17 protein-coding genes are annotated in these 24,008 nt (G+C 67.9%); 6 read left to right on the plus strand and 11 right to left on the minus strand.

All coding sequences use genetic code 11. From position 1 onward, the window contains the following. The first annotated feature begins 540 nt into the window (after positions 1-540). Positions 541-2,124 carry a hypothetical protein gene (locus tag ACIN94_RS24695; RefSeq protein ID WP_400710273.1) on the plus strand — a complete coding sequence of 528 codons (1,584 nt, stop codon included), beginning with the start codon at positions 541-543 and terminating at the stop codon, positions 2,122-2,124. A gap of 1,077 nt (positions 2,125-3,201) precedes the next feature. On the opposite strand, the gene ACIN94_RS24700 is transcribed toward ACIN94_RS24695, so the two are convergent. Then, positions 3,202-4,287, minus strand: a complete 1,086-nt coding sequence (locus tag ACIN94_RS24700) for a hypothetical protein (RefSeq protein ID WP_400710276.1) — start codon at positions 4,285-4,287, stop codon at positions 3,202-3,204. On the opposite strand from ACIN94_RS24700, the gene ACIN94_RS24705 reads away from it, so the two are divergent. Then, positions 4,286-5,128 (plus strand): LysR substrate-binding domain-containing protein, encoded by an 843-nt coding sequence (locus ACIN94_RS24705; RefSeq protein WP_400710279.1) that lies wholly within the window; start codon positions 4,286-4,288, stop codon positions 5,126-5,128. The genes ACIN94_RS24700 and ACIN94_RS24705 overlap by 2 nt on opposite strands. Positions 5,129-5,333: 205 nt before the next feature. On the opposite strand, the gene ACIN94_RS24710 is transcribed toward ACIN94_RS24705, so the two are convergent. From ACIN94_RS24710 to ACIN94_RS24725, 4 genes are all read right to left on the minus strand, one after another. Then, positions 5,334-5,600, minus strand: coding sequence for a hypothetical protein (locus ACIN94_RS24710; RefSeq protein ID WP_400710282.1), 267 nt, complete (start codon positions 5,598-5,600; stop codon positions 5,334-5,336). Between the two features lie 87 nt (positions 5,601-5,687). Further along, positions 5,688-6,242 carry a DUF6529 family protein gene (locus ACIN94_RS24715; RefSeq protein WP_400710285.1) on the minus strand — a complete coding sequence of 185 codons (555 nt, stop codon included), beginning with the start codon at positions 6,240-6,242 and terminating at the stop codon, positions 5,688-5,690. Positions 6,243-6,335: 93 nt separating this feature from the next. Next, positions 6,336-8,111 carry a phosphatase PAP2 family protein gene (locus ACIN94_RS24720; protein WP_400710288.1) on the minus strand — a complete coding sequence of 592 codons (1,776 nt, stop codon included), beginning with the start codon at positions 8,109-8,111 and terminating at the stop codon, positions 6,336-6,338. A 747-nt stretch (positions 8,112-8,858) separates the two neighbouring features. Further along, positions 8,859-9,341, minus strand: coding sequence for an HIT family protein (locus ACIN94_RS24725; protein WP_400710291.1), 483 nt, complete (start codon positions 9,339-9,341; stop codon positions 8,859-8,861). Positions 9,342-9,499: 158 nt separating this feature from the next. Here ACIN94_RS24725 and ACIN94_RS24730 point away from each other — a divergent pair, with 158 nt between their 5' ends. Beyond that, positions 9,500-11,422 (plus strand): multicopper oxidase domain-containing protein, encoded by a 1,923-nt coding sequence (locus tag ACIN94_RS24730; RefSeq protein WP_400710294.1) that lies wholly within the window; start codon positions 9,500-9,502, stop codon positions 11,420-11,422. A 44-nt stretch (positions 11,423-11,466) separates the two neighbouring features. On the opposite strand, the gene ACIN94_RS24735 is transcribed toward ACIN94_RS24730, so the two are convergent. From ACIN94_RS24735 to ACIN94_RS24750, 4 genes are all read right to left on the minus strand, one after another. Continuing rightward, complete coding sequence (locus ACIN94_RS24735; RefSeq protein ID WP_400710297.1) at positions 11,467-12,156, minus strand: hemerythrin domain-containing protein; 690 nt, start codon at positions 12,154-12,156, stop codon at positions 11,467-11,469. 140 nt (positions 12,157-12,296) lie between these two features. Beyond that, entirely contained in the window at positions 12,297-13,055 is a 759-nt protein-coding gene (locus tag ACIN94_RS24740) for a maleylpyruvate isomerase family mycothiol-dependent enzyme (protein WP_400710300.1), read from the minus strand. Beyond that, complete coding sequence (locus tag ACIN94_RS24745; protein WP_400710303.1) at positions 13,055-13,660, minus strand: TetR/AcrR family transcriptional regulator; 606 nt, start codon at positions 13,658-13,660, stop codon at positions 13,055-13,057. The genes ACIN94_RS24740 and ACIN94_RS24745 overlap by 1 nt, the downstream gene beginning before the upstream one ends. A gap of 233 nt (positions 13,661-13,893) precedes the next feature. Further along, entirely contained in the window at positions 13,894-16,161 is a 2,268-nt protein-coding gene (locus ACIN94_RS24750; protein WP_400710306.1) for a bifunctional polysaccharide deacetylase/glycosyltransferase family 2 protein, read from the minus strand. A 63-nt stretch (positions 16,162-16,224) separates the two neighbouring features. Between ACIN94_RS24750 and ACIN94_RS24755 the strand changes: the two genes are divergently transcribed. Beyond that, positions 16,225-16,674 carry a hypothetical protein gene (locus ACIN94_RS24755; protein ID WP_400710309.1) on the plus strand — a complete coding sequence of 150 codons (450 nt, stop codon included), beginning with the start codon at positions 16,225-16,227 and terminating at the stop codon, positions 16,672-16,674. A 264-nt stretch (positions 16,675-16,938) separates the two neighbouring features. Here the strand turns inward: ACIN94_RS24755 and ACIN94_RS24760 are convergent, their stop codons facing one another. Together ACIN94_RS24760 and ACIN94_RS24765 are read right to left on the minus strand one after the other, a co-directional pair. Then, a complete protein-coding gene (locus ACIN94_RS24760; protein ID WP_400710312.1) occupies positions 16,939-17,595 on the minus strand; it encodes an alpha-lytic protease prodomain-containing protein in 657 nt (218 codons plus the stop codon). 545 nt (positions 17,596-18,140) lie between these two features. After that, positions 18,141-21,551, minus strand: coding sequence for a discoidin domain-containing protein (locus ACIN94_RS24765; protein WP_400710315.1), 3,411 nt, complete (start codon positions 21,549-21,551; stop codon positions 18,141-18,143). Between the two features lie 368 nt (positions 21,552-21,919). Here ACIN94_RS24765 and ACIN94_RS24770 point away from each other — a divergent pair, with 368 nt between their 5' ends. Both ACIN94_RS24770 and ACIN94_RS24775 read left to right on the plus strand, forming a co-directional pair. Further along, a complete protein-coding gene (locus ACIN94_RS24770) occupies positions 21,920-23,269 on the plus strand; it encodes a DUF1996 domain-containing protein (RefSeq protein WP_400710318.1) in 1,350 nt (449 codons plus the stop codon). A gap of 90 nt (positions 23,270-23,359) precedes the next feature. Further along, a complete protein-coding gene (locus ACIN94_RS24775; RefSeq protein ID WP_400710321.1) occupies positions 23,360-23,947 on the plus strand; it encodes a DUF305 domain-containing protein in 588 nt (195 codons plus the stop codon). Positions 23,948-24,008 lie beyond the last annotated feature (61 nt).

A 24,008-nucleotide genomic window follows, 5' to 3' on the forward strand; every position in this document is an offset into this window, starting at 1 on the left:
CGCCGCCGAAGCCGAAAAGCTCCGAGCCAGCACGTCATCGTGCGGGCCGTGGCTTGCGGGTAGATCGAGGGGGTTCCACCGCACCCCGGCCGCGCCGAGGCGCAGGTAGGTGCCGCCGACGGCGTGGGCGAGGGGGCGTACTCGTCCTCGGGGTCCACGACGGCGACCTGCACCCCCTGATACGCACCACGGCGTTGAGGTCCAGGCCGAGCGCGCCGAGCTGGTCTTCCATGCTTTCTGCGGGTGTGCAGGTCCTGCCTGCGCGCGACCGGACGCAGGGTGTACTCGATCAACCCGATGGCAGTGGTCCGCAACCGGGAACGCCAGCGGGTCACCTGGTGAAAACGATCCCCGCGACGGAATTGGACCAGGAATCGATCACGCGAAATCAGCGGTGCATCCAGGCTCAATGATCACGCGAAATCACGCGGTGGATCCAGGCTCAGGATCTACGACTCAAGTAGAGGCTCATTTTTCACGAATCCTAATATTACGGACACATACCTCAAATGGCGACAGAACGAAGTGTTTGATTAGCCGATGACGTGGTACAACGCCAATATGACAGATAGTGACGAAACACACTCATCTGCGGCGGAGGATTATAAAACGCTGAGCAGACGGAGCGTACTCAGAGGAGGAACACTCGCCGCGGCCCTGGCTTCCCCTGGAATTTACGAGTTCGTCGACGCACTGGTCGGGCCACCCGAGCGGCCGATCGGGATGGCTCGACAGCCCTTACCGCCGGAACAATATGCCATCCCACACCCGCGGCTCATTATGGACGACGGCTCCGGAATCGCCAGCAGCAAGGGAACGATCCCAGTCCTGGTCCCGCCGCTCCACAATCATGTCGTCACAGCCAAGCTGAACGTTCCGGCGAGGGCGAAGCCTCTGCAGGAAGCGCAGCGACACCTGGAAAGCATGCTCCAACGCCTGGAACAGCAATTCCCGCCCCCGCCGAGCGGGGTGGGTATCGTGATTGCCTGGGGACTCCCTTATTTCGAGCATTACATCCCCAGACTCGAAAAGCGTTCGAGCCATTTCGACGCCGGCACGTCGTACCCGGCCTATTTGCCGGTCGACTTGATCACCTCAAAGCAGCGCGGCCGGACCATCTATGCACTGCAGGAGTCCAGGACATTTCCGAGTGATGAGCCACCTCCAGGCTTCGGGCCGGTTCGTCTGGAGCAGAATGACGTGGCCGTACTGCTGCGCAGCGACTCGCTCGCCAACATCATGGCCGCCACGAACGCCCTTTTCGGAACGGGAAACACCCAAGCGGGCAGTCTGTTCAAGGTAACCAGCATTCGCCGTGGCTTCACCGGTGGCGGCCACACCGGGGGGCAGGGACTGGCGAGCAAGCTGGCACTTGCGGCAGGTATTCCCGGCGCGAAGTTGATCCCCCAGAAATCACCGATCTTCCTCGGTTTCACAACCACACTCCAAGACGCGGAGAGCTCCATCCCGGTTTCCAACTTTGAGACGTTGCCCGGCTGGACCGACCAATGGCCCGACGGATACTTCAAGCACGGGACAATCATGCCTCTCTCGCACCTGTTCCAAGACCTCGTCGCCTGGTATTCCAAAATGTTTCCGACATTTGATGATCGCATCCACGCGATGTTTCGGCCGGGAGTTTCATTCGCGCCTGGAACAGTGACGGCGGACCCGCCCGAGGAAAATGAAGCTGACGTCCTACGCGACGTGCAGAAATACCGCGCGTATGGACATAATGGAAGCATGCAGCCGGTGAATCGCCTCCAGGCACAAACGACCAGCAACTACGGTCATGTCTATGCCGTTAATACGGCCATCACCAATCGCGGGGACTTCGCCACGCTGGACAATCCATTCCACTACACTTCAGATCCCGCCGGAGACCATTACAACAGCCAGAAGGCAGCCGGATTGCATTTCCTGCTCTTCGCTCCGACTACCGAGACCTTCAATCGCGTGCGCCTTGCCATGGACGGCGAGTTTCCCGATGGTAAGCGCGCCCCTTTCCCCCCGCGCGCCTCAAGTGCCGGCTTGAATTCTGTTGTGCACACGACGCACCGGCAGAATTTCCTGATTCCACCGCGCTCCCACCGGTCCTTTCCACTTGCCGAGTTCCTCGCCTGAACAGACCATCCCGCCCCGCCGTTTGAGCGGCGCCGAACCGGTTAACGGGCTGATCGTCGTGGAGCCGGGGAAGGTCTGACCGGTCCGGGTCCGAAACAACCGGCCATCCTCGGCGACCCCGTGCCTGTCGATGTGCTCGCGCAGGACGGCCACCAGCTCCGGAGGGATCGGCACCCGTCGTGTGGCTTTCTCGTCGCGGTGCTTGAGCCCTCGTTCGTCGTCGGACTCCCCCGAGTCGGTGTAACGCTTGTTACTCTCCGGTCGGGACTTCTCCAGCGCGAGCGTTCCCCACCCCGTCGAGGGGAGACCACAGTTCATTCCTCCGGCGGGGGTGCGACGAGGCAGACGGGAAGAACAGACAGGAGAGGTACACGCAGGTGCGCGGCTATAGACCCTTCACCCGTGTCTGCTTCGCGATCACACTCCCAACGACCCACAGAACGCCCTGATGGATGGCTACCCCGACGAAGGCGTTAAGCACCGCCAGTCCGGCCGCACCTACTAGGACCCAACTGGATCTCGTCACGTTGCCGGCCACGAGTACGACAGGCCAGAGAATGGCAGCGGCGAGGAGCGATGATCGCCACCAACGCCCGAAGACCAGGCCGAACAGGATCACCGTTGGTATCACGGTTCACGCCCTCCGGATGGTTCGCTGATACCTTCATCATGGCCTGGCTGTACAGCCACGGCTACAGCCAAGAGCGTGAACGACACCGGAACTCAGCGGACGTCCACGGACAATGTGCACTCAGGCCAGAGCCCCGGGCCTCGATCGAGTTGACTTCTTTTAATCCGTAGGTTCTGGGTTCGAGTCCCAGGCGTCCTACCCAAACGATCTGGGCAGACTCCCGATTTCATGATCGGAAAGCCTGTCCAGGGTTGCAACGGTTGCCGTCAGGATGCCGTCAGTCGCCCCACAGTGCCCGCCCCATCCGCGCCCGCCGCCCCGGTCGCCGGAGTCTCGGTGATGTGGGTGTAGCGCTTCGTCGTGGTGAGTTGGGAATGGCCGTTGGTGGAGGTGTCCACCAAACCGGGCCAACTCCAGTGTCACCGTGGGAGCGAACGCCTGAGCGATCATACTGCCACGCTCTCTCGACCTGCCGGCTGGCGAATGGAGCCGTCCCTCACCTGGGGAGCGGGTACTGGGATCACCCACGGCCCGGCGAGGAGCGCGACGGTGACTTGTGCGGCACCGGCGACGACCAGCATTGGCCCTGCGCCGACCAGGCCGATGATCGCTCCGCCGACGAGCAGGCCGAGTGACACTGCCCCGTCATGCACCAGGCTCTCGGCGGCGAAGGCCGCTCGCCGTTCCGCGCCATCAGTGCGGACGGTGATCAGCCGGTTCATCGATCCGATGCCAAGCGGCATGGCGAAGCCGCCGACTGCGGCCAGGCAAGCGATCAGCGCGAGCGACGAGGTCACTGCGGGCAGGGCGATGAAGGCCGCTCCGAGGACGATCCATCCGGTGGCCATGGTGCCCAGTGATGGCAGTCGGGGTACGACCGTCGGCGCCATGAGCGCGCCGATGAGGGAGCCCGCTCTATAACCGGTCATGCCGGCCGAGATGAGCAGCCCGGGCCGGCCGGTCTCGGCGCCGAGGATTGCCAGCCCGAGGGTGAAGGCGAACCAGACGAGGCCGCCGACGCCGGACATGGTCACGGCGCGGCGTACCTCCGGGTGACGGGCCAGTACGTGCCGGAGGGCCGGCGCGTCCGTCACCCCGCCGCCTGTGGTGGCCGTTGCATCGCCTCTTACCGTCAGCAGTACGGCCGCGCCGAGGCCGACGCCCGCCGCCTCCGCCCAGAGCAACTGGAACGGACCGCTGACGCTGATCGCCCAGCCAGCCAGCGGCGGCGCCAGGATCATCGTGCTCCGGTGGGCGAAGTCCTGCCAGGCGAGCATCCGGGCGGCGACGCCGGTACCCAGGCGGTCGCAGATGTCGGCGAGTAGTGCCCGCTGGGCCGGTGCGCTCACGGCGGTGGCGCAGCCGGTGATCAGTCCGGCAGCGGCCAGGTGGATCGGGCCGACGGTGCCGAGGACGGCGCCGATCGGGACGACGAGCAACCCCACCACCTGGGCGGCAAGTACGCCGGTGAGAGCGCGGCCGGTCGTCAGTCGTTGCCGTAGTCCTCGGGCCCACCAAGCCGATGTGAGCATGGGCAGTCCAACAGCCCCGCCGACCAATCCGGTGGTCCAGGCGGATCCGGTCTCGGCGAGCGCGAGCAATCGGCTGGCCGCGCTGGAGCGGCGGATCGGCGAACGGCTCTTCGACCGGGACACGACCGGAGCACGACCGACGCCGGCCGGGCGGGCGCTCGCCGCGGAGGCAGCCCACGTCCTCGAGCACTTGGAGGCGATCTTCGATCGGACCCGGGCGGCGGCTCGCGCAAGCACCCTCACCGTTGGCACGTTCGGCAGCCTCGCCCCGTGGCTGTTCCCAGCGTTGGAGGAACTGCTGGGCGACGTGACGGTGCACCAGGTCACCGACCACGGCGATCGGCTGGTCGAGTGGGTCAGCGAGGGTTCATTGGACGTGGCCTTCGTCGCGATCGCCAATCAGATGCGGTTGCCCAGTACGGTGAGGGCGTTGCCCGTGGCACGCGATCGGCTCGCCGTCCTCATCCCATCAGACGTGCCGCTCGGCTCCGGGCGCAAGCCGTTCGCAGGGCTCGATGTGGTCGCGTACACCTACGACGCGTCCACCGCCACGCTGCACCGGCGGCTCTCCGAGCTGGGTGCCCGACCCCGTGCGGCGGCCACGGCGGAAACGGCCGTACGGATGGGCCGCCTGCTTCGCTGCCCGATCGTCCTGCCCCGCGGGCTGGGCATCTCCTACGCCGAGCGGCAGGAGCAGGTCTCGACGGTGGCCGTTCCGGGCAGGCTCACCCTCTTCATGGTGACCCGTCGCCCTACACCGCCTCAGTTGATGGCCGCCGCTGGTAGCCTGCCAGCTCGCCTCGGTCTGGAGCCTGCGTCGGAGTCACCCGTTGACACCTAAACTCCCTGACAAACTTGGAGTGGAGCCGCCCCGTGGACCGGGGATGGCTCCGCTCAGGTCACCGGCGGCAGGATGACCAGGATCGCTGCGGAAGCGGCGAAGGCTTGTCTGTCTTCCTGCTCATTCGGATGATCACTCTGCTAGCCAGGCTGCGGCCCGGCCGCTGGGCGGTGGTCGCTCGGGTACGCCGAGGGAAGCGCGGCGGTCACGCACGAGAGTGGCGGGTGCCGCGGCCCCACACATCCGTGATGGCCCGGGTCGCGGTGATGTCCGTGGTGGGGTCGCCGTCGACGAGAACTCGGCATCCCGCATGGCTCCAATCGTGGGCAATGTCAAGGAGAGAACCCGTGATCACCAAGCGGACCGGCCCGATGCCGGCCGCCGCGTCCGCGCTGGCCGCGATCACCGCCATCCCGGTCGTGATCGACCACTCGCCTGCGGCCACCACCACGGCCCACGTGGACCGCGCCACCGTGGTCCGCTGGATTGAGCGCTATCTGAAGGCGTTGCACTTCCAGTTGCAGTCCAAAGCCGAAGCACAACTGGAGCGCACGAACTGCTACGGCTGGGCCAGCTGCCAGAGCGCCGCTGAGGACCACAGGACTGCGATGAGGGTGAACAGGGTGCCGCCAGCGAGTGGCAGCGCCCAGGCGGGTAGGCGCCGGCTGCGGACGAGGAGTACCTTCGCGGCGAATGCGCCGTAGAAGAAGCAGCCCGCGAGGGAGTGCAGGGCGACCCGGGTGCTGTGCGTCTCTACTCCGTAAGCGGTGATGCAGTGGTAGGCGATGGGTAGGGACAGCGCGAACAGCACGGCTCCGCCGATGCGGTGGGCGGGGGGTACCGGGCGGGGGGCGGCGCCGGCGCCGGGTAGCCGTCGGTACATCCACAGCGCCAGTATGAGCTGGTAGAGGGCCAGGCCCAGCAGGGCGGTGCCGACTTGCGCCTTCAGGAGGTTCGCGTCGTTGCCGCGGAGCCCGAACAGGCTGCTGGCGTAGTCCGGCGCGTGTATCCGGCCGAACGCGTACAGGGCCACCGTCACGGCGAGGGCGAGGGCGGCGGCTGCCGTCAGCCGCGGCCCGGCCAGGCGGGGTGACGTCCTCCTCGTTGCTCCCACTTTCGTCTGATCCCTTCGTGGTCTCGGCTGCCGGGACGGCCGCGACAGCCCGCCCGATGTTCCGCGTGTGGTGGCCGTTGCGGCCGACGTCGCTCAGCCCGTGTCGATCTTTCTGCCCTCCGGGTTGAGCACGTACCACTTGGCGCCGAAGGAGTCGACACCCTGCCCGGTGATGTCGCCGGGCTTGGTATCGCTGACGAAGTAGTACAGCGGGTGGCCGTTGTAGGTGACCTGGGTGGTGTGGTCGGTCCTGCTGGTGGTGCCGAGCAGGGCGGGTGATGCGCCACTGCCGGCCTGCGGCTTGCCCGTGGTGGTCAGAGGCGGCCAGGCGGTCGCGCACGCGCTGTAGCAGGTCGAGTTGGTGCCCTTGTCCGCTTCGAACAGGTACAGCGTGTCTCCTTTGCCGTCGACGAGGATCTTGCCGAGCTTGGAGTCTCGGACCGCGACGGTGGCGCTCGCGGGGGTGGCGCTGCCAGCCGGGGTCTTTCCGGTCGGCGAACCCGGCGCGGCTGGGACGGCTAGGGCGGCTGGGGCGGCTGGGGCGGCTGGGGCGAGCTTCAGTTGGCCGAGCGCGTAACGGGCGATGGCGGTGCCGAGTGCGGTACCGGACTGGTGGTCGAGCCGGGTGTGTACGCCCCCCCAGATGCGGCTGAGCCCGGCTTCGGTCGCGGTGGCGCTGAAGCTGGTGTAGGGCTTGGTGTAGGGCTGGGTGCCGCCGGGTGCGGTGAGGGTGAAGGTATTGCGGTCGCCGTAGAAGTGGCTGAGCACCATGGCGGCGGCCGCGCTGATCTCGCTGTGCATGCCCGGGTAGGACGGATCGGGAGGGGTGGGGACAAGCGGGGTCCATGCCGGGTCGCGTTTGATGTGCGGGTTGCCGACTGCGAGGCGGATGGCGGTGATCGGCCGCCAGAGCCGGTATGTGTACTTGGCGTTGTAGATGCCGATGGTGGCATCGGCGATGGTGAGGTTGAGCAGGGCGAACAGGTTCGCCGACTGGTCGAGGTCGCTGTGGCGCGCGAGGGCGACCTGTTGGGCGATGTCGTACCAGTAGTTCTGGACGGGGGCGCTCCAGAGCTTGGCGAGCGTGGTCTGTTCCGCCGTGCGCGTGGTGCTGTGGGCGGCGCCGATGGCCTTGACCTCGTTGATGGCGGCCGCGTAGGCAGGGCTGCTCAGTGTCGGGGGCGCGGCGGGGCGGAACTCGTGGCCGGTACGGAGCACGAATGGGGTGACGTTGCCCCAGTGGGTGAACTCCGGTTCATGGAAGGCAGGCGGGGTCGGCCGGTAGTCGCCGGGTTTGCCGGTGGTGGTGTAGGGCGGCGGGGTGGCGTCGGCGCCGTCATGCGCGCGCAGGGCGAGGATGGCTTGGGCCGCCTGGGCACCGACCTTGATGCCCTCCTGCTTGGCATGGCCGTCGGGAACGCGAGCGAGGTCGGTGGATAGCTGGTGGTTCAGGCTGGTCTTGCGCGCCGGGTACAGGGCGGTGAGGGTGTCGTGCGCGGCCACCGCAGCCGCGGCGGGCCGGGAGGCGTCCTGCGGTGCGGCGAGGCTGATGCCGTAGAGGGCGTGAGCGCGGCTGATCGCGTCGACCGCGTCATAGACGGCTGCGCTCATGATGGCAAAGCTGCGGGTGGGATGGATGGTGGCCGGCTGTGCGTGCGGATTCCGCACGATGTTGAGCAGGGTCCGGTTCCACTCGATCACCACGTTGCCTCGTGCCGGCTCCGCGGCGACGTTCGCGGCCGTGACCGGGACGGCATGGGCCGTGGGTACCGCGGCACCCTGAGCGCCGAGCGTCAAGACAGACACCCCGAGCGCGAGCACCCGCCATCGCGGGGATCTCCGCAGTTCTGGAAGTACCGATGCACTCATGAGCATCCTCCTGATCAGGTAGCGGGAGGAAAGGCGACAGACCGCTCCGTACGCTCACCAGCGCCGCCCGTGGCCGACACGCGACCGGGTGTGCTGAACCCAGTCGGGAGCGATTTCGCCCTGATATTGAGCGAAGCCACTGACAGCCCCGCTGGATGTGCGATGGTGCCATTCACACCACCGGAGATAGATACCTGGATAAAACTATTTAACGAATTTAGTTCATTATGTCCCATTAGCCTTGTCCAGCCGTGCCCGGCAATCGATCTCGCGAAACCGCAGAATGTCAGGCTTTGCTCTACTACGAACTCCGCGGGAATACTTTAATGAGAAATGCCCAGGGTTATCGCCCCGCTAGGTTTCCTCGCCCGTTGGTTCATGCGTCAGCGCCGACGCTGTCACCGCACTGGCCGCTACCCGGGCACTGTCCGCCGCGCGCATGGCCGAGGTCGGACCGGAACATCTGCGGGATCGCCGCATCGCGCGTGGTCCGTACAGGGGGAACAGGTCTATTCGCTCCGGCAGTGGCTGGATTACGTGAAAACCAGAGGGCTGGTGGCCCTGCTGGAGATCAAGCCCGAGACGGGTGATCACCGTATTTGATCTTTCCTGAGCTGGCGGCGGCGACGCTTCCTGCCACTCCTTGCCCGAAAGCTGACAACTGAGGCCCCCTGGGGCTACTGGACGCCTGTGGTCCTCGCGTTAACGCTGACCGCGATATGGTGACCGCCGAGCAGAGTGCTGATGTCAGGCAGGCAGATCACGCGTGGTGCCCGTGTCCGCTGTGGGTAATCCCAGCGCTGCCAAGCCGGACTGGACCGCCTTGGATTCCTGATCGAGCAGACTCCGCGCCCTGGTGCCCCAGTCGGCGTCTATTCGGAAGCTGTCTCCCTCGTACCTGGGGAAGACATGCAGGTGAAAGTGGAAGACCTCCTGAAACGCAGCTTTCCCGTCCGCGAGGAAAACGTTCACGCCTTCACAGCGCAGACCAGAGCGCCGCAGAGCCCGGCCCATCCGGTGGCCGACCCTCCATACATGCGCGCTCGTCTCCTCATCAAGGTCTTCCAACCCCACGGCATGGACGCGCGGAATCACGAGAAGGTGACCAGGAGTGACAGCCCCTATGTCCATGATTACCATTACGCGGTCGTCTGCGTAGGGAACACTCGCCTCGGCCTCGCCGCGAAGGATCGCACAGAAGACACAGTCTGATCTGCCGATATCTCCCATGCTCAACATGGTGACAGCGACCGACGTCCACAGCGAACACTTTTGACTCGCGCCAGCGATTCCCACCTCAACCCCGCTCCGGCCGGTGGACGCCCGGGTGACCGGCGGCGACGGGTATGAACAGAGGAATCGGGTCCCTTTGGCCACCAGGGGGGAACATGATCACGCGGCGGGAGTTCCTGAAGGCAGGCATGGCCGGAACCGGAGCGATACTCCTCGGGGGCGCCGCGGCATGGCGGCCCGGTGCGGTGCCGGACGGCATGATGGATCCAGCGTCGATCGACAAGTACGTCACGCCGCTGGCGGTCCCGCCCGTGATGCCCCCGGCCTCCCCGGCGGTCGGCGAGGTCGACCGTTACGTCATCGGCGTTCGGCAGTTCCGGCAGCAGATCCTGCCACCCGGCAGCCCGCCGACCACGGTCTGGGGGTACGGATCGGTACTTCATCCGGGGACCTTCGGCTCGCCGGGCCTCACCCTGGAAGCGAGGTCCGGCCACCCGGTGGAGGTCACCTGGGTGAACGAGCTGACCGACAGCAACGGCGACGCGCTGCCGCACCTGCTTCCGGTGGACCCGACGCTGCACTGGGCCAACCCCGCCGGCGGGGTCGCGGGGCGGGACTCGCGCCCGCCGTTCATCGCGACCCCGGACCGCTATCGCGGGCCGGTGCCGATCGTCACCCACCTCCACGGCGGGCACAACGCGGAGCACAGCGACGGTTTCCCCGAGGCCTGGTACCTGCCGGCGGCGCGCAACGTCCCGGCGGGTTACGCGACCGAGGGATCGAAGTACGCCGACTACGCGGGAATGTTCACCAGCGGGTACGGCGTCTCCTGGAGGCCGGGCGCCGCGGTGTTCCGCTACGAGAACGACCAGCGGGCCGCCACAATGTGGTACCACGACCACACCTTGGGAATCACGAGGCTCAACGTGTACGCGGGGCTGGCCGGCTTCTACCTGCTGCGCGGCGGCACCGACGACCTCCCGGCGGGCGTGCTGCCAGGTCCCGCGCCGGCGCTCGGCGACCCGGGCGGCACGAAGTACTACGAGATACCCATCGTCATCCAGGACCGATCGTTCGCCGCGGACGGTTCGCTCGTCTACCCGGGGGGCCGCGCGGCCTTCGACCACTTCGCCGGGCCGTACATCCCGGGCAGTGACGTGCCACCCATCTGGAATCCGGAGTTCTTCGGCATCACCATGACGGTGAACGGCCGGACCTGGCCGGTCCTCACGGTGGAGCCGCGCCGCTTCCGGTTGCGGTTCCTCAACGGCTGCAACTCCCGCTTCCTGAAGCTCAAGATCGTGACGGACCCCCGCGGGGGGCGCCCGGTGGCCGCGGCACTGCCTTTCTGGCAGATCGGAGGGGACGGTGGTTTCCTGCCGGCCCCTGTGGAACTTGGCATGCTGCTGCTGGCGCCGGCCGAGCGGGCCGACGTGATCGTCGACTTCACCGGCTCGCGGGAGGGCACAGAGCTCTACCTGATCAACGAGGCCCCCGACGGGGCCTTCAGCAGGAACTCCAGGGCCGCACCCGCCGACCCCGCCATCACGGGACAGGTGATGAAGTTCGTCGTAGGACCACTGGCCGGACGGGACACCACCGTGCCCCCCGGCCGGCTCACCCTCCCGGCGCTGCCGCCGATCGGCGCGGCCACCCGGACCCGGAAACTCGCCCTGCTCGAGCACATGTCGGCGGCCATCCCCGGCGGGGGATCATCGGCCGTGCTCCTCGGCACGGCCGATGGCACCGGCAGGGCGCAGATGTGGTCCGATCCCGTGACGGAGAACCCCGAGGTGGGCGCCACCGAGACGTGGGAGTTCCACAACTTCACCAAGGACGCGCATCCGATCCATGTCCACGAGGTGGAGTTCAAGGTTGTCGGCCGCCAGCCGTTCGGCGGCGCCCCACGTCCCGCGGAGCGCTGGGAGGCCGGACTGAAGGACACCGTCATCGCCTACCCAGACGAAATCACGCGGATCGTCGCCGCATTCGACCGGCCGGGCCTGTTCGTCTGGCACTGCCACATCCTGGAACACGAGGACAACGAGATGATGCGCCCGTACCGCGTCGGCCCCTGACCTCGGCGGACTGCTGCTCGCCTCGTGGTGATCCCTCGTCGTCATCAGCCGGCCCCGGCTCGCCGCGCCGGGACCTTTGGCTGCCACCGCGCCGCGGCCTGGCGCCGATAGCTACGCGCGAAGCCATGCAGCAGGATGAACCGTGGCACCGCCGGGACCTGCCGGACCACGACCTGGTAGCCCTCGCGGTCGATGCCGTCGAGCAGCCAGTGCCCCTCTATCCCGAGCTGGGCAAAGGACTTCGGTTTGATGTTGTACGTCTGATCCCACGCATGCCACTCGGCCTGCGTGATGCTCGCCGACACCACCGGCATGGCCTCTTCGACCTCGCGCTCCAGATGCGGCACCAACACGCCCATCAGCGCTTCCAGCGCCGCGACGAGCTCGGCGCGTGCCTCGTCGGTTGCCGTGGCCGCGTACCGCTCCCCAGCAGCCGTCAACGTCACGATCGCCGGGGCGATCCGGCGGTGATCGGCATCCAGCGAGTCGAGCAGCGGGCCCGCAGCCGGGTCGCGTTCGCGCACCAGCGGCCAGAGGCCCTCGTCCTCACCGGTGTGGTGCGCGTGCAGGAGCTCCATCATCCACACCACGTGCTCGCCGAGTGCTCGCCGCTGCCGGCCCTGCGGATACGGCTCCGTGGTCAGCGCCGCGTGTGTGCGGTCCAGGTCGCGACGGAGCGCGCCGTGCACGATCCGCATCATCCGCGTGTCCGCCCGGGCCGAACCGGTTCCCATCTCGCCTCCAGCTGGCATCTCTGAAAGAAGGTGAACGACAGTGTTGTCACCACAACCGTGGAGATCCGGTGCCGGTGGCGTCGGCTTGATGATCAGTGGGCGACAGAGACGGCTGGATGGGGGTGGTCATCGCCCGTCCGTCAGAAGGGCACCTGCTGGGCGAGCAGTCCGGTTCCGCTCCCGCGGCCCGAGAGGATGCGGCAGAACTCGACGGCGTCGAGGGTGGTCTCCTGGCCGTCATCACCGCCGCCACCGCTGAAGGTGCCTCCCGCGGGTCCGTGCAGGTGGAGCCGGAACGGCCGGCCATGGCGCCGTGCCCACTCGGCGACCGCATCCGACACGATCCGGCCGTCATGGTCGGGGGTGAGCACCAGGGGGCGGCCCGTCGCCCGGGTGATGTCGATGCGATGCATCCAGGTGTCCCGGGTGTGGATGACGTCGTACAGGTAGCCGAGCCGCCAGGTCTCCACGACGCCCTCGACCTCTACCTTGATCGGTATTCGGCGCAGCGGCACCGGCAGCCTGCGCCGGGCACGGGCGGCGCGAGGCGCCGCGGCGGTGAGTCGCTCGACAAGTTCGGACGTGCTCAGATGGGCGCGCTCGGCGACCTGGACCTCGGTCATGCCGTCGACGAGGGGGCGGTCACCCGCGGCCCTGTTTCCGGCTCGTTGCTGGTGGACCAGCTGTCGGATGGAGATCGTGAACTCCATCATGCCCAGGACGTGCGCGACCAGTGCCCGCACGTCCCAAGCCGGGCAGTCGGTCTGCTTGGTCCAGTCTTCCGTGCTCAGCGAGCGGACCACGTCGACGAAGCGTCCGTTCTCGGCCGCGGCCAGCACCGCGGCCTGCCGGCGATCGAGTAGGGGCAGCGATTCGACCGCCGTCGAGGTGCCGGGCATCAGTGCGTCCTCCCGTGCGTGCGGTTCCTGATGTGAGCGAAGAACATCTCCATGGCCTCGTCGACCAGCTTGAGCCAGCGGTCACCGCCCGGGTCGTTGGAGATCTGCTGGTCGGCCAGGCCAGTGGTGAGCGCGGTGAGCATGTCCATTGCCCCGGGGTCGGCGATGCCGATCTGCGCCAGCCGCGCGCCCGTCGTCTCCAGCGCCTGGACCGCCAGGGCGTAGGACTCGGCGGACGGCTCGAATCCGGGAATCGTCCGCTGGAACATCAACTGGTAGCGAGCCGGATCCTCGACGCAGAACCCGACGAACATCCGGCTGCCGGTCGTCAGGTCGCGCAGCGGGTCGCCGGTCAACGCGAGGCGGGTCCCGCGATCGAGGAACTCCCGGCAACCCTGGGCGTACATGGCGTCATAGATGGCGTGCTTGGAGTCGAAGTAGGAGTACACCGACGGGGGGCGCATCCCCACCTTGCGAGCCACGTCCCGCAGCGTCAGCCCGGCCAGACCCTCAGCGCGGGCGACCTCCCACGCCGCGTCGAGAATCTCGGCCTTCGTCCTCTCATGACGTTCGGCTCTTCTATCCCGAATCGGTTCTCCTAACATGATTTTGACTATCACATGGCGCCCGGACACCGTCAAGACATGACCTGCCGAAGAGGCTGAGAATGCATGGATGCGCACAGCCCGTGGATGGTCCTCACCAGTCCTCTACACCGACAGAGAAGAACCCGGACAGAGCATCAGCCGCCGCATAGCCATGTGCGACTGATCTCAAGTAACCCGGATCCGAGAGGGCCGCCCGTGAACCGGGGACCGGGTGACTCTCGAAGATCGCCTCAAGCCGCGAAAGTGCCCTCCCGGCGGATCGTCTGCCAGCGCAGACGCACCCCGAGCACCGCGGTCGCCACCGACTGGATCACCACCAGGTACATCAGCTGCCGGTAGACGAACTGCTGCAACGGCAGCACCCACAGCGCCGAGGCCCGCTCACGGTCCAGCCGCAGCGCGTACCAGCCGCTCAACGCCTGAACCAGCACGAATCCCGCCCAGACAGCCACCACAGGCAGCGGGTCTCCCACCGCCACGCTGTAGATGGCCATGATGTCCACGACCGGGGCGAGCAGCGGCAGCACCACCTGGAACAGCATCAGGTAGCCCAGGCAGCGGCGGCCGAACGGGCCCGGCTCCACGACCGCGCGGCGATGCTTCCACATCGCCTGCAGCGTGCCGTAGCACCACCGATAACGCTGACGCCACAGCTGCCCGAGCGAGGTTGGCGCCTCGGTCCAGGCCAACGCGTTCTCCTCGTAGACCACCCGCCAGCCGCCCCGACACATCGCCATGGTCAGGTCGGTGTCCTCGGCCAGGGTATCGACGCTGACCCCGCCGAGCTCCTGCAGCGCCGAGCGCCGGAAGGCACCGATCGCTCCCGGCACGGTGGGCATGCAGCCCAGCAGGTCAAAAACGCGGCGGTCGAGGTTGAAGCCGATCACGTACTCGATGTGCTGCCAGCGGCCGATCATGCCGCGCCGGTTGCCGACCTTGGTGTTGCCGCTGACCGCGCCCACGGCCGGGTCGGCGAGCGGCCGGACCAGGTGCCCGATGGTGGCGGGCTCGAAGACGGTGTCGCCGTCCACCATGATGAGGATGTCGTGCGAGGCGTGCGCGAGGCCGGTGTTGAATGCGGCGGGCTTGCCGCCGTTCTCCTGACGGATCACCCGTACCCCGGGCAGGCCGAGGGAGTCGGCGATGGCGGCGGTGCCGTCGGAGGAGCCGTCGTCCACGACGATCACCTCCAGCGCGCCGGGGTAGTCGGTGTTCACCAGCGAGCGTACGGTGGCCTCGATCCCGGCCTCCTCGTTGTAGGCCGGGACGATCACGGTGACGGCGGGCGGCGCGGGCCATGCCGGAGCACGGCCGACACGCCTCTTGCCGCCCCGTGCACGCCGGGCGTGCACCCAGGCCAGGATCAGGAAGAACAGCAGCCGCAGCAGGGTGAGCGCCCCGGCAACAACCAGGATCCACGACATCGCCGTGGTGAAACCGGTCGCTCCGCGCTGGGCGAGACTCAACCCGGTGCCGACGAAGCGGTCCAGATCTCCGGCCGGGGTATGGGCCGAGGGCATGCCGAGCGCGGAGGTGAGCGTCGTCGCCCGATACTTCTGCCTGGCGAGCTGGGTGAGCAGCCGGTCCACCGCGGCGACCGTCTGGCCGCGGTCGCCGCCGGAGTCATGCATCATGATCACCGCACCTCTGCCTCCGCGGGGAAGGGCGGCGCGGACGATCTGCTCGGTGCCGGGCCTGGCCCAGTCCTTGGTATCCAGGTCGGTGAGCGCGACGAGATACCCCTCCCTTCCCATGGCGTGCAGCGCCCGCAACTGGGTACCGGTGACGGCCGTCGGTGAGGAGGAGTACGGCGGGCGCGCCAGACGGGTGTGCATGCCCGCCACGCCGGCCAGTGCCTTCTGGGTCAGCGACAGCTCCAACCGCAACCGCCACTCCGGCACGGCGGTGAGATCGGCGTGGGCGTAGGTGTGGTTGCCGATCTCGTGCCCCTCGGCGATGATCCGCCGGGTCAGCTCGGGGTTCTTGGCGATCCGGGCGCCGACGGCGAAGAACGTCGCCTTGGCGCCGTACTTGGCGAGCACGTCGAGCACCTGCGGGGTCCAGCGTGGGTCGGGGCCGTCGTCGAAGGTGAGTGCCACCGTACGGGCCGGGAGCCGAGCGCTGTCCGGTTTGTCACCAGTGAGGTTGAGCACTGGCCCGCTGCGCCGTATCTGGTCGAGCTCCGCGGAGGGCTGGTCGGCCGGGGACGGTACGGCGTGCGTCTCTCCCACCGCGTTGACGGCATATCCGTTGAGCAGTAGCGCTCCGGCCATCAGCACGACGCCGACCGCAACCAGGAACCAGTGCCCTCGCGGGTCGGCCTGGCTCCGGCGGCGGCGCCGCCGGGGGGCAGGTTGCTTCTCCCCGCCCGAGGGCGGCTCGGGGAGGGGCACCGTCAGATCGGTGAGAGTCGTGGTGGCGGAGGCGGCGGGTCTCACCGTCTCCGCCGGGTTCGGCGGCGGCCATACCTGCGTCCCGAGGACGTCCTGCGGCCTCACTTCTTCGGACCTGTGCTCTTGTCCGGGTTATGGCCGGGCGGGATCTTAGTCTGACCCGGCGGCATGGTCCGTTCGGAAGTCGGCTCAGACGGCTGCTCAGGCGACTGCTCAGGCGCCGGATCGGGCGCCGTCGGCTCCTTCTCCGGTGGTGCGGAGGTGGTCGAGGAAGTGTCGCCGGGCAGCAGGCCCGGCTTCTCCGAACGCGCCGGTAGGGGAGTCACCCGAGACTGGGAGGACACCGTGGGCCGAGGTGCGGGGCGGGACGTCGGCGTCGAACCCTGCTGGACGGGAGCCACAGTGACCGTCGTGCTCGGCGTGGGACTGGCCGACATGGTGGGTTTGGGCGTAGTGGCGACGGGCACCGGCCGCGCGGGGGTGTCTCCAGGCCAGCCGACCACCGACAGCGGTGTTCCGGTGAACAGTCCGCCGACCACGGTCACCACCGACGCGAGCACCAGCGTGCCGACGACGACCCCGGTGATCTTCAGGAGTTGCCTGCGTTTGCCCGTCTGATCGACAAACACAGCGGTGCCGGTGGGGTTTTGCCTATCACTCACAGGCGGAAATCGTAGTGACACACGGTGCATATAGGGAACTCGACCACGATTGTGTCCGGCCGGACATCAGACCGTGAGTGTGACGCGAGAGAGCACTTGTGACGAGGGGTGAAATCCGGAACAACAGTTCTACGAAAAGAGCCCCTACTGTCCACCCTCCACCGCGTCACCTTTACTCACCGGGCCGGGAGACGTCTCCCGAAGGTCGCGCCCCGTCACGTCAGGGGACCCGGGGCCGCTCAGTGGAGTGCTCCACCACCTTCACCACAGCCGGGTCCGGCAGGGCGGAGACAGGCTGGGGCTGCTCGTTGGACTCCACCACCTTCACCACAGCCAGGTCCACACCGGCGACCCTAAGGGCCTCCTCCGTCGCCGAGGGATCCGCGGTGAGAACGACGATGACGTTGTTCTCCAGATCGATGTAGTGCACGCTCCACATACCTGGGCCCCTGGGCAGAGCCGCGTCGACCTCACGGAGGATCGCCTCGAGTTCCGCCAGCGACCGGCTGACGACCTTGCCCTGAGCGCCCGCGGCGGCGATCTCGGAAAGGTCGGCGGGGTCGACGGTGGCCACCACGAGAGTCTCAGCGACCTTTCCCGAGAGCCAGGAGCCACCGAAACGGTTACCGAGTACTTTCCGGAGCCGTTCCTCGACAGCTGCCAGACGGGTCTCATTGCACAGCCGGGTCTGGACCTCTTCCTTGGTGAGATGGAGGTCGCGCTCGAGCGCATTCAGCATGTCCGGCGGCAGCGGCTGCGGCTGGCAGGCGGTCGTAGCGGCTGCCGTCCCAGCGCGGGCTACGGCCAGAACAGCCGTCAGAGCCAGAGCGGTGATCGCCAGAACGCGTCCCGTGATAACGGCATGTCTGTGGGGCATCGGCATCTCCTCGACCTTGGTTTTCCAGGCAAGAGGGGGAGAACGCCTCATATCATGAGTTGATCATGCGATGAGGTAACACGACCCTAATCCAGCCACCGACCAAGATCACATAAGCCACACGCCACGCGGACCACGATTTCCAGTGAGGCTGGATCTGCGGACAGGGCGAGCCCCCTCCGACCTCTGGCCATTGACAATAAAACCCTATTTTCCCACTATATAAATTGATATTCAATGTCGGCGTTGAGCGCGTCCAGCCAGGCCACCGGCGAGCCTTGATCGTCATGTCATTGGCGTGTCACCAAGAGGGTGACGAGAGGTCGACCACGGTTACTCACGACCGGTCCGACGCCCAGGTCAGCGGCCCGTCCGTCCGCGTCTGTCAGGACCGGACCTGGAGAACACCGGACCGGGCCTGGAGAACAGTGGGACGGCCCCGGTAAATCCGAGTCCCGTGTCCCTTCCGGTCCCGATGCCGGGAGACGGCGGGGAGGCGGGCAGGAGACGGGGTGCCTCCTGCCCGCGGACGTGCCGGCGGGGCGCTAGCTGTAGATACCGAACTCCCAGAGCGAGTAGCCGTACGCCGTGCCGCGCTGGGTGAGGTTCAGGCGGACGTACCTGGCCGACGCGGTGAGGTCGATGGAGTCGAACCCGCCGTCGCCGGTCGTGGTCGAGTAGACGGTGGTCCAGGTCGAGCCGTTGGCCGAGGTCTGGATCTGGTACGCCTTGCCGTACGCGCTCTCCCAGGCGAGCTGGACGTGCTTGATGGCGGTGGTCGCGCCGAGGTCCACCTGAATCCACTGCGGGTCGGCCCACTCGCTGGCCCACCGGGATGTGAAATTGCCGTCGGTGGCCCGGCCGGGGTTGAACGGGCCGCCGTCGCCGGTGGCCTGGTAGGTGGAGGCGGTGGTCGGCTTGCCGAGCGCCACATTGGTCCCGGCGACCGTCGGCGGGACCACGCGGAACGACCGCTGCTCGATGCCGACGTTGCCCTGCCCGTCGAAGGCGTACACGTACACCTTCCACACGCCCATCTGCTCCGGTGCGGTCACCGAGAACTTGCCGGGACCGGTCTGGGTGAACCTGACGTGGTCGAAGCCGCGGTTGCCGTTGATGTGCTTGTTGCTGAACATCAGGTTGTAGCGGATCAGGTCGCCGTCCGGGTCGGAGGCGGCGACCTCGACGGTGAAGGGCTTGCCGGCCTGGACGGCGGTCTGCGAGCCGACGGTCATCGAGGTGATCTCCGGGGGCGTGTTCGCCGAGGGCTGTCCGGTGTAGGCCGCCTTGAGCGCGTGGTAACCGTGCCGGCGCCAGCCGCCGGTGGTGGTGTTGAGCCACACCCCGCCGAAGTCGTTCTCCAGGCCGTAGTGGAACTCGGTCGCGCCGAGCGCGACACCCGCGTGGCCCTTGATCGCGTTCCAGCTGGCGGTGTACTGGTCCCGCTTCTGCAGGTCGGTCGGCTCGCTGGGGACGCCGTTGACGTCGTTGGGCACCTCCCACTCACCGTCCGGTCCCGCCTCGGTGACGATGTACGGCTTGGTGTACCCACCGCTGATCCAGTCCTGCTTGACGGTCTTGATGGCGCCGTAGGAGTTGACCGCGAGCAGGTCCAGGGCCGGGGAGTGGGCCTTGTAGTAGGTCCAGGCGTAGGTGTAGGCGTCGGTGGAGGTGACCGGGTGGTTGGGGTCGGCGGCATGGATCGCCTGCGCCACCTCGTTGACGAACTTCGCGTACGCCACCCGCCGCTGCTCGACCACGTCGGCCGAGAGGCCGTAGTCCTGCATGGTGAGGATGACCTCGTTGCCGACGTCCCACATGAGCACGCCCTGGCGGCCCTTGAGGGCGTTGACCCGGGCGACGATCTCGTTCTTCACCGTGGTCTTGTACGCGGTGTCGTTGACGTAGTCGGCGCCCTGGTTGAGCCAGTGCCCGACGATGACCTTGATGCCCTGCTGGGCGGCCCGATCCAGCAGTGCCGGGGTGTTGGTGTCGTCGACACCCCAGGTGCGGATCGTGTTGACGCCCATGGCAGCCAGGTCGCGCATGTAGCCGTCTGCCGCGGCCTGTGGCGGCCCGTAGGTCAGGCCCTTGATCACCTGCGGCGAGCCGTTCACCTGGAGCTGCCAGTTGCCCTGCGAACCCGTCACCTTGACCGTGCTCGGCCCGGCGGGGGTCGCCGGGTCGGTCATGGCGGCGGGGACGGTGCCGGTCTGCCTGGAGACCGAGACCCAGTCCACGCTCAGCACGCCGCCGGAGGTGGTGGCGGCGGTCGGCGTCGTGGTGCCCGCGAGCGCGTTGGGCAGCGAGCCACCGACGGCCAGGTCGAGGCGGAGGTAGAAGCCGTGGTGCAGGGCGGCCTTCCAGGCGGCGACGCCGACCTGGCTCTCGCGCACGGTCCAGGTCTGCCGGCCGTCGAGGTAGAAACGGACCTCCTCGTCGGCCTTGGTCCGGTCGATGACCTGGCTGTACTCGTGGTAGCCGCTCTGGCAGCCCTCGCAGGTGGCGAAACCGCTGGTGCGGCCGTTGTACTCGTTACACACCCCGTCGGGGGCGGTGCCGCAGTGCAGGGTGTTGGCCAGCTGGTTGCGGCCGTTGACGTCGGTCATGATGTCGGTCTCGCCGACGGACGGCCAGTTGTTGTAGTTGCCCCGGTAGGCGGCGCCGGTCGCCCGGAAGCCCGGCCAGTAACCGAGGGCGCCTGCGACGTCGGGCTGCTTGAGCCGGGCGCTGAACCTGAGCATCTCGCCCGGCTTGGGCTCGAAGTCGGTGCGCTGGGTCTCGATCCGCCCCGAGGTCCAGTTGCCCGCGCCGTCCTTGATCGCCTTGATGTTCAGGTTGCCGGTGCCGTCGAGGGAGACGTTGGCGGTCGAGGCGCTCATGGTCTCGACCTCGCCGGTTCCCCAGTTCGCGGCGCCGCCGGGGTACTGGGTGCCGGTACGCAGGATCCAGTCGGCGGCGGAGGGGGAGGTGCCGGCCGCTCCGTTGAAGTCGTCCTTCCACACCTCGGTCCAGGTACCGGGGTCCTGGGGGTCGCCGCCGGTGCCGGTGCGCACCTGCATCTCCCAGAGGGAGTAGCCGTAGCCGGTGCCGCGGGCGGTGCCGTACATCCGCACGTACCGGCCGGTGCCGTTCACGTTGAGGGTCTGGGTGCCGCCGGTGCCGGTCGTGGTCGAGTAGATGTCCGTCCAGGACGTGCCGTTGCCGGAGACCTGGATCTTGAACGCCTTACCGTACGCGCTCTCCCAGACCAGCGTGACCTGGCAGATCGGCTGGGAGGAGCCGAGGTCGACCTGGAGCCACTGCGGGTCGCTGGCGGCGCTGGACCACCGGGTGCCTGTCAGGTTTCCGTCGAAGGCGGCCGAGGCGGGGGTTCCGGCGTTCTCGACCGACGAGGCCGACGCGGGCCTGCCCTGGGCGGCGTTCACGGTGGAGCAGTCCGGCTCCTGTGTACCACCCATGCTGCCGTAGATCTGGAACTCCCAGAGGGAGTAGCCGTAGCCGGTGCCGCGGGCGGTGCCGTACATCCGCACGTACCGGCCGGTGCCGTTCACGTTGAGGGTCTGGGTGCCGCCGGTGCCGGTCGTGGTCGAGTAGATGTCCGTCCAGGACGTGCCGTTGCCGGAGACCTGGATCTTGAACGCCTTACCGTACGCGCTCTCCCAGACCAGCACGGCCTGACTGATCGTCGCGGTGGCGCCCAGGTCGACCTGGAGCCACTGCGGGTCGCTGAACAAGCTGGCCCACCGGGTGCCCGTCAGGTTGCCGTCGACCGCCGCCGCCGCACTGTAGGCGGCGCCTTCCGACGACGAGGCCGTCGCCGTCTTGCCCTGTGACAGCAGACTGTCGGCCGCCGCCGCCGGGCTGACGAGTGCCAGCCCGGAAACGACCAGTCCCGCCAGAGCGGCGATGACCAGGCCTAACCGGAATCGGCCCGAACTACGAGCTGGATACACGATCTCTCCTCGAAAGGGGGATGCCTGCCGTAAGGACGACAGGGAGGGGAGAGCGCTCTCCGTAATCGAGGGTGCTACCGGAGATCGAGCGGTGTCAAGGCCCTCCCTTCAGGAGTTCGAAACGCGCCGCCCACGCACGAGAAACCTCAGCTTTATCGAGATATCCCTTCAAAGCCCACCTCTCCGCAGGCCTGGCCCCGCCCTCTCCCTCCCAGGAGCGAGGGGGGGTCCGCATCGGGGACGTGAACGGCAGGTTTCAGATTGGTCTGGCTACTGCCTTGACAACCCGTAACGGGGAGGATCAACCTCATAGGAGAGCGCTCTCCCTCTGCCGTTCCCAACGGTCATCCCCCACTGAAGGAGAGGCAATGCCCCCATCCCGAAGTCCGGTCAGATTACGCCTGGGACTGGTCGTCGCCACACTCGTCGCGCTGGTCGCGGCCGGTCTGGCGATCATCGCCCCTGCCACCGCGGCGGACGCCCTGCTCTCGCAGGGCCGGCCCGCGACCGCCTCCTCCACCGAGGGGGGCGGGTACGGCGCCGGGGCCGCCTTCGACGGCAACACCGGGACCCGGTGGTCCAGCGCCGCCAGTGACCCGCAGTGGCTCCAGGTCGACCTGGGCGCCACCGCGACGATCAGTCAGGCCGTGCTGGTCTGGGAGAGCGCGTACGGTAAGGCGTTCAAGATCCAGGTCTCCGGCAACGGCACGTCCTGGACGGACATCTACTCGACCACGACCGGCACCGGCGGCACCCAGACCCTCAACGTGAACGGCACCGGCCGGTACGTGCGGATGTACGGCACCGCCCGCGGCACCGGCTACGGCTACTCCCTCTGGGAGTTCAAGGTGTACGGCACCGGCGGCGGCGGAAGCACCCCGAGGCCGAAGCCGACGTTCACCGACGAGGTGACGCACCACGAGTTCCAGGCCAACTGCTCCTGGACGGCGAACCGGCCCGACGACCCGATCGTCTTCCCCGGCCTGCCCGGCGCCTCACACATGCACACCTTCGTCGGCAACAGAACGACCAACGCGGGCAGCACGACGGCGTCGCTCCTCGGCGGCGGCACCTCATGCACCAACCCGCACGACAGGTCGGCCTACTGGTTCCCGAGCTTCTACAAGGGCGACCAGCTGATCCAGCCGACCGGCGACCAGGTCATCTACTACAAGTCCGGCATCCTTGACTACTGGCAGGTGCAGCCCTTCCCGCAGGGCCTGCGCTTCGTCGTCGGCAGCCCGACCGCGACGCTCGCGGAGTTCCGCGACTCCCCCGGCACCGTCGAGGGCTTCGAGTGCGGCAACCTCTCCCGCAGCTGGGACATCCCGACGTCCTGCGTGGCGGGCAGCCAGGTGAACGTCCGCTATCAGTCTCCGAGCTGCTGGGACGGCGTCAACCTCGACAGCGCCAACCACAAGAGCCACATGTCCTACCCCGTCGACGGTTACTGCCCGCCCACCCATCCGGTGGCGGTGCCGATGCTGGAGTTCAAGATCGCCTTCCCCGCGAGCGGTGATCTGTCGCAGGCGCGGCTGTCCAGCGGTCGCGGCTACACCTGGCACTACGACTTCTTCAACGCGTGGGACAGCCCCGCCATCCTCGATGCCCTGGTTACCCACTGCATCAACGGTGGCCTCCAGTGCAACCCGCGCGGCTACGACCTGTACAAGCCGCACCGCGGCGCCGCCCTCACGGAGAACTTCGAGCTCCCCTGACCGTACGTGCCCGGCCTCCGGCCTCGGGTGTCCGGCTCCCGGCTCCCGGCCGGGAGCCGGGCGCGTGCCCCTCGAGACGAGAAGGTCCGCATGAGACGTGTCGGTGTGATCCTCACCCTGCTCCTGGTGTCCGGCCTGGCCATCGGCCTGGTCGCCGGCTGCGTCGCCCGCTCCGCGACGGCCACTCCGGGCCACCGTCACGGGCCCCTCGCCGCCGCGGCCACGGTGACGGGCGGCTTCAACGCCACTGACACCGCGTGGCTCCAGTTGATGATCCCGATGGACGAGCGGACGCTGCCCCTGCTCGACCTCGGCGCCGGACGCGGGCACGACCCGGCGGTCCGGCGGCTGGCCGCCCGGATCAGGGAGTCCCACCTGGCCGAGCTCGAACGTCTCAGGGAGACGCTGAGCCGTACCGGCCTGCCTCCGACGGACGTGCACCGAGGACACGACATGCCTGGCATGGTCACCGCCGCCGACCTGACGGCGCTGCGGGCTGCCACCGGCCCGTCCTTCGACCGGCTCTTCACCGATCGCCTGCGCGAGCACCTCGACCAGTCGGCCTCGGTCGCCCGCTCCGAGCAGACCGCCGGTGCCGACGGCGGCACCAGGGCACTGGCCGCCGCCGTCGAACGGGCCCGCGTCGCCCAGAGCGACCTGCTCGCCGGTATCCGGTGACCGGCCCGCAGGCCGGGCGGGTGCCGGGATCCCCGTGCCGGCCCCCGTGCCACGTTCCCGG

The organism is Streptosporangium sp. NPDC087985 (assembly GCF_044741965.1).
Taxonomy (GTDB): domain Bacteria; phylum Actinomycetota; class Actinomycetes; order Streptosporangiales; family Streptosporangiaceae; genus Streptosporangium.

Excerpts from the sequence above, each read along its gene's own strand:
- ACIN94_RS24720 (WP_400710288.1), bottom strand. The coding sequence starts at position 8,111 with ATGAGTGCATCGGTACTTCCAGAACTGCGGAGATCCCCGCGATGGCGG.
- ACIN94_RS24760 (WP_400710312.1), bottom strand. The coding sequence starts at position 17,595 with ATGCCCCACAGACATGCCGTTATCACGGGACGCGTTCTGGCGATCACC.
- ACIN94_RS24755 (WP_400710309.1), top strand. The coding sequence starts at position 16,225 with ATGGTCCGTTCGGAAGTCGGCTCAGACGGCTGCTCAGGCGACTGCTCA.
- ACIN94_RS24730 (WP_400710294.1), top strand. The coding sequence starts at position 9,500 with ATGATCACGCGGCGGGAGTTCCTGAAGGCAGGCATGGCCGGAACCGGA.
- ACIN94_RS24745 (WP_400710303.1), bottom strand. The coding sequence starts at position 13,660 with ATGTTAGGAGAACCGATTCGGGATAGAAGAGCCGAACGTCATGAGAGG.
- ACIN94_RS24705 (WP_400710279.1), top strand. The coding sequence starts at position 4,286 with ATGGGCAGTCCAACAGCCCCGCCGACCAATCCGGTGGTCCAGGCGGAT.
- ACIN94_RS24775 (WP_400710321.1), top strand. The coding sequence starts at position 23,360 with ATGAGACGTGTCGGTGTGATCCTCACCCTGCTCCTGGTGTCCGGCCTG.
- ACIN94_RS24740 (WP_400710300.1), bottom strand. The coding sequence starts at position 13,055 with ATGCCCGGCACCTCGACGGCGGTCGAATCGCTGCCCCTACTCGATCGC.
- ACIN94_RS24725 (WP_400710291.1), bottom strand. The coding sequence starts at position 9,341 with ATGGGAGATATCGGCAGATCAGACTGTGTCTTCTGTGCGATCCTTCGC.
- ACIN94_RS24735 (WP_400710297.1), bottom strand. The coding sequence starts at position 12,156 with ATGGGAACCGGTTCGGCCCGGGCGGACACGCGGATGATGCGGATCGTG.
- ACIN94_RS24695 (WP_400710273.1), top strand. The coding sequence starts at position 541 with ATGACGTGGTACAACGCCAATATGACAGATAGTGACGAAACACACTCA.
- ACIN94_RS24700 (WP_400710276.1), bottom strand. The coding sequence starts at position 4,287 with ATGCTCACATCGGCTTGGTGGGCCCGAGGACTACGGCAACGACTGACG.
- ACIN94_RS24770 (WP_400710318.1), top strand. The coding sequence starts at position 21,920 with ATGCCCCCATCCCGAAGTCCGGTCAGATTACGCCTGGGACTGGTCGTC.